The 7,933-nt window shown below is 61.7% G+C and carries 10 protein-coding genes; 4 read left to right on the top strand and 6 right to left on the bottom strand.

From position 1 onward, the window contains the following. Window positions 1–222 (top strand): integrase core domain-containing protein (locus C501_RS0106715; RefSeq protein WP_018134862.1); only part of this gene is annotated, 222 nt, incomplete at its 5' end. A 151-nt stretch (window positions 223–373) separates the two neighbouring features. Here the strand turns inward: C501_RS0106715 and C501_RS12730 are convergent. The 4 genes from C501_RS12730 to C501_RS0106695 all read right to left on the bottom strand — a co-directional run bounded on the left by C501_RS12730 (window position 374) and on the right by C501_RS0106695 (window position 3,367). After that, entirely contained in the window at window positions 374–955 is a 582-nt protein-coding gene (locus tag C501_RS12730) for a hypothetical protein (RefSeq protein ID WP_043568431.1), read from the bottom strand. Beyond that, on the bottom strand, window positions 952–2,484 hold the full coding sequence (locus C501_RS0106705) for an alpha/beta hydrolase (RefSeq protein ID WP_169332120.1): 1,533 nt from the start codon (window positions 2,482–2,484) through the stop codon (window positions 952–954). Before C501_RS0106705 ends, C501_RS12730 begins: the two co-directional genes overlap by 4 nt. A gap of 201 nt (window positions 2,485–2,685) precedes the next feature. After that, entirely contained in the window at window positions 2,686–3,072 is a 387-nt protein-coding gene (locus C501_RS0106700) for a hypothetical protein (protein WP_018134859.1), read from the bottom strand. Further along, window positions 3,065–3,367, bottom strand: coding sequence for a hypothetical protein (locus C501_RS0106695; RefSeq protein WP_156807670.1), 303 nt, complete (start codon window positions 3,365–3,367; stop codon window positions 3,065–3,067). The genes C501_RS0106700 and C501_RS0106695 overlap by 8 nt, the downstream gene beginning before the upstream one ends. A gap of 165 nt (window positions 3,368–3,532) precedes the next feature. Between C501_RS0106695 and C501_RS0106690 the strand changes: the two genes are divergently transcribed. From C501_RS0106690 to C501_RS0106680, 3 genes are read left to right on the top strand one after another with little or no spacing between them, the layout of a single operon-like run. Further along, entirely contained in the window at window positions 3,533–4,264 is a 732-nt protein-coding gene (locus C501_RS0106690; RefSeq protein ID WP_018134857.1) for a demethylmenaquinone methyltransferase, read from the top strand. Window positions 4,265–4,266: 2 nt separating this feature from the next. After that, a complete protein-coding gene (locus tag C501_RS0106685) occupies window positions 4,267–5,610 on the top strand; it encodes a geranylgeranyl reductase family protein (protein ID WP_018134856.1) in 1,344 nt (447 codons plus the stop codon). Next, window positions 5,607–6,734 (top strand): polyprenyl synthetase family protein, encoded by a 1,128-nt coding sequence (locus C501_RS0106680; protein ID WP_018134855.1) that lies wholly within the window; start codon window positions 5,607–5,609, stop codon window positions 6,732–6,734. Before C501_RS0106685 ends, C501_RS0106680 begins: the two co-directional genes overlap by 4 nt. Window positions 6,735–6,772: 38 nt before the next feature. Here the strand turns inward: C501_RS0106680 and C501_RS0106675 are convergent, their stop codons facing one another. Together C501_RS0106675 and C501_RS0106670 are read right to left on the bottom strand one after the other, a co-directional pair. Beyond that, complete coding sequence (locus C501_RS0106675; RefSeq protein ID WP_026174690.1) at window positions 6,773–7,183, bottom strand: hypothetical protein; 411 nt, start codon at window positions 7,181–7,183, stop codon at window positions 6,773–6,775. Window positions 7,184–7,242: 59 nt separating this feature from the next. Continuing rightward, window positions 7,243–7,878 carry a trimeric intracellular cation channel family protein gene (locus tag C501_RS0106670; protein WP_018134853.1) on the bottom strand — a complete coding sequence of 212 codons (636 nt, stop codon included), beginning with the start codon at window positions 7,876–7,878 and terminating at the stop codon, window positions 7,243–7,245. Window positions 7,879–7,933: the final 55 nt, after the last annotated feature.

The following is a 7,933-nucleotide window of genomic DNA, read 5'->3' as shown; positions in this document are numbered from 1 at the left end:
CGGTCCTACGGAGCTGGCGATAACGCGAGCATGGAGAGTTTCTTCAGCCTGCTTCAGAAGAACGTGCTCAACACGAGATGCTGGAACACTCGCGCTGACCTCCGCCTCGCGATCGTTTCCTGGATCGAAACGAAGTACAACCGAAGACGCCGGCAACGCGGCCTCGGCAAACTCACTCCCGTAGAGTTTGAGACGATCTACACGGACGCGAAAGCGGCCTGATCACCCCAAACCCCAACTGTCAACCAAACCCGGGGCAGACCCTTGTGCTGCTGAGCATGAGGTTTCTTGGAGCCTGGCCCGTGAGTCGTGGCATGGTCAGAAGAGATCGTCCGATGAGTTGGTGGGCGTCGGTCTGATGTTCAGCGCAGGATCAAGTGAGCAGTCGCTCTTCACTTGAAGCATTGACCATTCGGTTTTGTCTGCGGGTCCGACGGCGTTTTTGCTGGCATCGAATGTTACTGCGATTCCTGTGGGAGAGGTTCCCGAGATCTGCACTCCAGGGTTTGGGGGCATCACTGTGGTCGAAGACAGTCTCAATTTTCCAGCCGTGAGATTCCCAGTAAGCCTTGATTTTGTCAGCCGCACTTTTAGGATCATCGATGGACCCACCGCGGAGGGTAATGGTGAGGTAGTTGCCGAGCTGTGACCCTATAGTGCAGGTGGTTAGTCCGATTCGTTGAGGGTCACTTCGGTCCCAGGTGGGGAAGGTGGTTCCGGACTGCTGGACTGTCTCCTCAATGGTGTCGTAGAAGTCTTTTTCCATGACATCACCGGCCCGGGTGCCGTCAAAGGGGCGTGCAGAATCGGAGCTCATAGGTGCTGTGCCTCCTGGGTTGGGGTTTGAACCGCAGCCGCTGATCAGTAGCGGTAGGGCTATGGCTGTAATTAGAGCGGTTCTCATGGCAGAGGGTTTTTTGTTGGTATCAGTAAGTCTCACCTTGAGTTCCTTCATTCATTGCTCATCTGGCTAAGGCTGCTGCGGAGTGTTTTATCGGGAATGGTGATTCTGAACCATGACGAAGGGCGGATCTTATCGCCGTGCCCGGTGGAGGCTAATGCGATGTTCTGCAAGGACTCGGTTCGAGTATCAAAGTACCCGTTTCCCGCGGAAGCTTGGATGGGGCTCCAGCTACCGTCCCCGGTCGTTTGATGCCCATCAGTTTCTTCTAACTTCACCCCGGTCTCTGGATCGAAGCCTCCTTCGGAAGAGAATATTTTGGCTCCGGGCCAGACCACGGGGCTAGTCGGTGAGACTCGAGGTTGAATCGGTTCCTGATTATTGATGGTGTCGAAGTATCTACCGAGTACATCCACGGGGTTTGTGATGAAGTCGCCGAGCGCCGCGTCAACTCCTGCGGTCTGTGACCCCCAGATGCCAGCAGGTGCTACCAAATCACGGACGGCCAGAGTCGCGTATACGGCAGGTTTGCCATCGCTTGCCTTTTTGATATTCATTGCTTCAGCATTCGGAACCACATTCGGGTCGATACCGGCTGAGCCTACGAACGTTACTGTACTGACGTCGTAAGAGGTTTTCGTCAGCGCATAAGCGGCGTTTGTGGTCCCATAAGAATGCGCAACGACATGGACCTTCGGAAGGCCTATTCCGTTCCCGGCGTTTCGAGTTTCGTAAAATCCATCAAGGGCGGCGGCAAGCTTATCCGAACCAACCCAGGCTTTGTCTCCGGAGAAAACCTCTTGGCTTTGCGGGAACATCTCGGGAGCATCGTAGCCCACCCAGGAAACCACAGCATTGCTTATAGCGGCTGGCCCATATCTCTCTAAGGTAGCTACCTGGCGGTTATAAACATTTTGCGAGGCATTAGTCCAGTCATCAATACCTCCCGGTGCGACGGTGGTGCCCATGCCTGGAATGTTCCAGGTAACGTTTCCCGGGGTATCAAGATCACCAATTGCCACCGCAGCAAGAGGTTTGTCGTTGTTCAGATCGAATGCGATGACGTACCGGTCGGCACGCGGAGAACCATCTTGGTACTTCACTGACTTTTCGATCCCATCAAGCGCTTTACGAACCCTTTCACTTACCCCCAGATCTCTTCTCAGCGTATTCAGAAGCGTCCTATTGGCTTTATCCCGGGTGCTGTACGGGACGCCGTTGAGGTTGCCGATGATGCCGGGCACCGCGGCGATCAGCAGCGCTTGGGTCGAGGAGTTCAGCCCACCCCACCAGGCCTTGGTCGCGGGCACATCGACTCGGCCCTGAGTGAGTGGGTTGCGGGCTTGGCCCTGTTGCCATACAGCGAACAGCGCCAGTTGCATCGAGGTGAGGGCCGCCAGGGCGGTCAGGTATTGCTGCTGCGCCTGAGTGTCACCTGCTGAGGCTTTACCGTAAAGATTGTTCAGTGCGGCCAGCTGCCTGTCCTTGCCCGGGTTCAGGATTGCAGCAATAGCGCCGTTGCCGATTGGTGTATCGGCGACCAGTCCCGCTTTGCTGACCGCATCGGACGGCACCGGGGTCATCAACCCGTGTGCCACCCGGTCGCCCTCTGCCCGGTATTCGTCCCGGAGTTGCTCGGTCTGCTGCCGCAACCGATGCAGCCGCTCGGTAGCCTCAGCCACTAGGGCTTGCCCCCGCTGATCAGAGAAGGAGCCCGCCAGCCCGGGTAGCAGAGTCTCGATCATGGTCTGGCCCATACCGTCCAGAAGCCCCTTCGCGGTGGCTTACCGTATGCGCTCATCCCGCCCGGTGGCGATCATTCGCTGCCCGGCTTCCTGATCATCCTTGGCCTGCAAGGCCTGGGCGTGCAGGCGATCAGCTTCACTCTGCAGCATTTCCAGGGCTCTGGCCCACATCGTCAGAGCATGAGCGCAGCCCTCGCAGGCGTCACGGTAAACCCCTAGCAGCCCCGCGCTGGAGCGCACCAGATCCCCGGCCGCGATCACCGCGTTGCCGGCGCCGGAAACCTCCACGCCGGAGAGCACTCGATGAGCATCACTCAGGCCGCCGGCACATCGCCCCCAGGAGTCTGATAAGCCCAGGGCCTCGTCGATACTGCCCGGGCAGGGATCAGCGCCGCCCAGCAGGGACCAGTCCGAGGGCCTACCCATCGCGGGGCCCTTCAGTGATTCCGATCCCGGTGATGCTCCGGGAAAGCGCTTCATCCACTTGTGCGAAGACGACGGCCACGGAGGCAACCTGGCGGCTTTCCGAGGCCATGGCGGAACCGAGGGCGCTGCGGGCTACCGCCCAGGTGGTGGCGGCATCGTCGGCGGCGGTTCGCAGCCCCGGGTGGCCGAGGTCTGCTGAGGCATCCTGCGCCAGAGCCTCCACGGTTCCGGCGGCAGTGTTCAGCGCCTTTCCAGCGCTTTCGAAGACCTCCGCGCTGATCTTCACGTCAGCCACCCTGCGTCACCTCAGTCCGCCAATCCTAGAATCAATTAAGCTAATTAATGTAATTATTGATCTACATCATAGAAAAGCTGCCGGAGTTACACAAGCCCCTTCCTTCGGAAGTTTCCCGAGGAAGCCGGGTGCACCAGTGGCTGAGAAGTTTGCGAGAATAGATCAATGAGCCGAGCATCCCTGGAGAAGCGTCCCGATGAGGTTGCCGCGATGTTCGATGACGTTGCGCCCAAATACGATGTGACCAACGATGTGCTCTCCCTGGGCCAGACCCGGCGCTGGCGGAAGGCCGTGGTCGAGGCGGTAGCGGCCGATTCCGGGCAGCGAGTGCTCGATGTCGCGGCGGGAACCGGCACCTCCAGCGAACCCTATGCGGATGCCGGCGTGAACGTCGTGGCCTTGGATTTCTCCTTCGGCATGCTCTTGGTCGGAAAACGCCGCCGCCCTGATATCGACTTCGTCGCGGGGGATGCCACCGCACTGCCGTTCGCGGACCACAGCTTCGACGCCACCACGATCTCTTTCGGCCTGCGCAATGTCAGCGCCCCGCGCGCCGCCCTGGCGGAGATGCATCGGGTGACGAAGCCGGGCGGCCGGTTGGTCATCGCGGAATTCTCCCGCCCGCTCTTTGGCCCGTGGCGCACGGTCTACTACGAATATCTGATGCGTGCCCTGCCTGCTATCGCACGCCGAGTCTCCTCCAATGCGGTGGCCTATGAATACCTCGCCGAATCGATCCGGGCCTGGCCGGATCAGAATCACCTTGCGGAATGGATCGCCGATGCGGGCTGGTCCGCGGTGACGTACCGCAACCTTAACGGCGGCTTGGTCGCCGTGCATCGTGCTTTCAAAGGCCAGTCAGACGCCGATCAGGCGGCCGCCGGGAGCAGCCGTTGAGCATGCGCGTTCTCATCGTCGGAGCCGGCCCCGCCGGCTCTGCGGCAGCCTACTATCTGGCGGCAGCCGGTATCGACGTCACGGTGCTGGAGAAAACCCGGTTCCCGCGAGAGAAAGTCTGCGGGGACGGGCTGACGCCGCGGGCCGTCCGCGAACTCCAGTTGCTCGGCCTACCCCATGACGGCCCCGAATGGCAGCGTACCGAAGGGCTGCGCCTGCTTGCCAGGGAGCGGAAGGTCGAAGTTCCCTGGGGCGCCCTGGGCGGCGAATTCCCCGATTACGGCTTGACCAGGACCCGCTGGGGCTTCGACGAAGAGCTGGCCGATCACGCCAGAGCTGCCGGAGCGACCATCCTCGAGGGGCATTCCGTCACCGAAGCGCTCACAGACGATACCGGCCGGGTGGTCGGAGTACGCGCCGCACTACTCGATGAGAACGGACGCAAGACCGGTCAGGTCCAGGATTTCCCGGCCGACGTGGTGCTCGCCGCAGACGGGAATTCCACCCGGACCGCGCTCTCCCTGGGCATCGCGAAACGCGATGACCGGCCACTGGGCGTCGCGGTGCGCACCTACTACACCTCGCCGCGCCACCAGGAGAACTGGATGGAGGGCTGGTTGGAGTTGACCGGCCCGGATCCGCGCCGCCCGCTGCCCGGCTACGGTTGGGTCTTCGGAGTGGGGGACGGCACCTGCAATGTCGGCCTGGGCATCCTGAACTCTTCTAAGGAATTCGGCCGGCTCGATTACCGCCAGGTACTGCAGCAGTGGGTCGCCACGATGCCCGCAGAGTGGCAGTTCGATCCGGAGCATCAGGTGGGGCAGATCCGCGGCGCTGCACTGCCCATGGGGTTCAACCGAACCCCGCACTACCGGCCCGGCCTGCTGCTGCTCGGCGACGCCGGCGGAATGGTGAGTCCTTTCAACGGCGAGGGGATCTCCTACGCCCTGGAGTCCGCCCGTTATGCCGCAGAGCTTCTGGTCAGCGCTGCCGCACTGCCTTCGCGCAGCGTGCTCGACGCCGCGATGCTCCGCTATCAGGAACGTCTGCGGGGTCTATGGGGGCGGCATTTCACCCTGGGCCGCGGCTTCGCCGAACTGATTGGGCACCCCGCCGTGATGAGTCTTGCTTTGCGGACCGGGATGCCGTTGCCGTTCCTGATGCGTTTCGTGGTCCGGCTCATGGCGAATCTCACAGACCCGAATGGCAAAGCCTTCGGGGACCTCACGATCCGTGCATTAGAGGCCTTCGTGCCCGCGGCGAGCAACCAGGACAGCGGCTCATCCCGCGCCGGGAACACGGCGGGGAAGCCCGCAGCAGCCAAGCAGGATAGGCTTGACCGGTGACGACGAGCGCAGGCAACGGCACCTCAGACGTGCATCGGCGGGGTGCGGAGTGGACCCAGGCCGGCCATGGCCCGTCTGAAGACCTGGCTGCCGATGTGCCGACCAGCAGCATCGCGGTCGGCATCAAGCTCCCGGCCTCCTTCGCTCAAGTCGCTGAGGATCCGCAGCTCGGCCCCGCGATCTCCACGAGTCTAGCCAAAGTGGAGAAGCAGTTGCGGGAAGCGATCGCCAGTTCCGATCCTTTGGCGGACGCCACCTCCCGGCACCTGATCGAAGCGGGTGGCAAACGCATCCGGCCCTTGTTGGTACTACTTGCGTCCCATCTGGGTGACTGGGAGAGCCCCGAGGTGGTTCGGGTCGCCGTCGTGATGGAACTGACCCACCTCGCCACCCTGTATCACGATGATGTGATGGATTCGGCTCCCTACCGCCGTGGTGCGCCGACCGCGCATGAGGTGTGGGGGAACTCGGTGGCGATCCTCACCGGGGATCTGATCTTCGCCCGGGCCTCGATCCTGGTCTCCGATCTCGGTGCCGAGGCTCTGCGCATTCAGGCCCGCACCTTCGAACGGTTATGCCTCGGCCAGCTGCACGAAACCGTGGGCCCGCGGCCGGATGAAGACCCTATCGCGCACTACCTGTCGGTGATCGCCGATAAAACGGGCTCTCTGGTGGCGGCATCCGGTCAATTGGGCGTTCTTTTCGCCGGAGTGCCCGAGTACCAGGACATCATGGTGGAGTACGGCGAGAAAGTCGGTATCGCCTTCCAGCTCGCCGATGACGTGATCGATGTGACCGGTTTGAAGCAGGTCTCCGGTAAAGTGCCCGGAACTGATCTGCGGGAAAGAGTGCCGACGATGCCGGTTCTGCTTCTGCGTCAGGCTGCACAGACCGATGCGCAGGCCGCTGCGGTGCTCGAACTCATAGACGGCGACCTCAGTTCCGATGAAGCACTCGCCGCTGCTGTGACCGCTTTGCGCGAACACCCGGTGGCCGAGCAGGCTTGGGGTATCGCCCGGCAATGGGCTGAGGATGCGGTGAAGGCGCTCGAGCCGCTTCCGGAGGGAACGGTGCGAACCGCCTTGGCCGACTTCGCTCACGCTGTTGTACAGCGTGATGTCTGAGCGCCGCAATAGCTGAGCCGCCCACCTTCTAAGTGCGGTCAGTCGTCCTCGTCGGTGAGCAGCCATTCGAAGTAATCCAGAATGAACTCGCTCACCGTGCCCTCTTCACTGACCCAGTTTTCTTTGGCGTTGTTCCGACGCCAGATCAGCGGGTCCGGTAGATCGACCTGATCCGCCTTGACTCCCCAGGTGAAGAGCTCTTCCTCGTCTTCGATGAACAGCAGGTACCCATCGTTGATCTCTAGCTCATCAGGGTCCCAGAAGTAATAATGGGCCTCCATGAGCTCAGTGTTGCCCAGGGCGAGGTAGAACTCACGCAGAGCCTGAGGAATCAGCAGCTCTAGATCAGCATCGAGCTCTTCAGTCGGGATGCCGTCTTCTTCCTGCCAGTTTTCACCCAGGAGGTTCGGCAGGATGTCACGGAACTTCTGCAAAAACAACGGGCTCACCCCACCAGACTAGTGCCCATAGATGATGGCGGCCAGTGAGTGACATAGATTATGCTGCTTCATCCCTCAGCGTCTGTCTTGCGATAATGCCGGATGACCGCATTAGGCGCCTGCCAACCGAAATGCCAGGCGACCACGCGGAAGCTGAAGACCAGAACCGCGATGCCGAAGCCGGCCAGCGGGTTGAACCAGCCCATGGTGTACGCCAGGGCGGCCAGCCCTGCCCCCATGAAGGCCGGAATGGCATAAATATCGTGAGCGCTGAAAAGCTGCGGCACCTGATTCGCCACGACGTCCCGGAGCAGGCCGCCGCCCACCGCCGTGGTGACGCCGAGCAGTATCGCGGCCACCGGATTGAGCCCGGCGTTGAGCGCTTTGATCGTTCCGGTCACGCAGAACAAGGCCAGCCCGGCGGCATCGCAGATCACCAGCAGCCTGCCTATCCGCTCCAAGAAGGGGTACAGGAAGAAGACCAGCAACGCCGCGGCCACCGGTGGCACCAGATACAGCGGGTTCGAGAACGCCGCCGGAAGCTGGCCGATCACCACGTCCCGGATCACCCCGCCACCCAGGCCCACGAGCGAACCCAGGAGCAGCGAACCGATCAGATCGAAGCCCCTGTGTCCGGCGAGCAGGCAGCCGGAAACGGCGAAGAAGAAGACGCCGAGGAGGTCCAGCACAAGATCAATGCTCACCGGAGCAGATTACACTTCTTCCGCGCTGCGGACGCCGCGCAGACGGTGAACCGGG

It is taken from the genome of Acaricomes phytoseiuli DSM 14247 (assembly GCF_000376245.1).
Classification (GTDB): Bacteria; Actinomycetota; Actinomycetes; order Actinomycetales; family Micrococcaceae; genus Renibacterium; species Renibacterium phytoseiuli.
Note: the sequence above shows the minus strand (reverse complement) of the source record. Positions and strands in the feature narration are given on the sequence as shown.

Excerpts from the sequence above, each read along its gene's own strand:
- C501_RS0106685 (WP_018134856.1), top strand. The coding sequence starts at position 4,267 with ATGCGCGTTCTCATCGTCGGAGCCGGCCCCGCCGGCTCTGCGGCAGCC.
- C501_RS0106705 (WP_169332120.1), bottom strand. The coding sequence starts at position 2,484 with ATGACCCCGGTGCCGTCCGATGCGGTCAGCAAAGCGGGACTGGTCGCC.
- C501_RS12730 (WP_043568431.1), bottom strand. The coding sequence starts at position 955 with ATGAAGGAACTCAAGGTGAGACTTACTGATACCAACAAAAAACCCTCT.
- C501_RS0106690 (WP_018134857.1), top strand. The coding sequence starts at position 3,533 with ATGAGCCGAGCATCCCTGGAGAAGCGTCCCGATGAGGTTGCCGCGATG.
- C501_RS0106700 (WP_018134859.1), bottom strand. The coding sequence starts at position 3,072 with ATGGGTAGGCCCTCGGACTGGTCCCTGCTGGGCGGCGCTGATCCCTGC.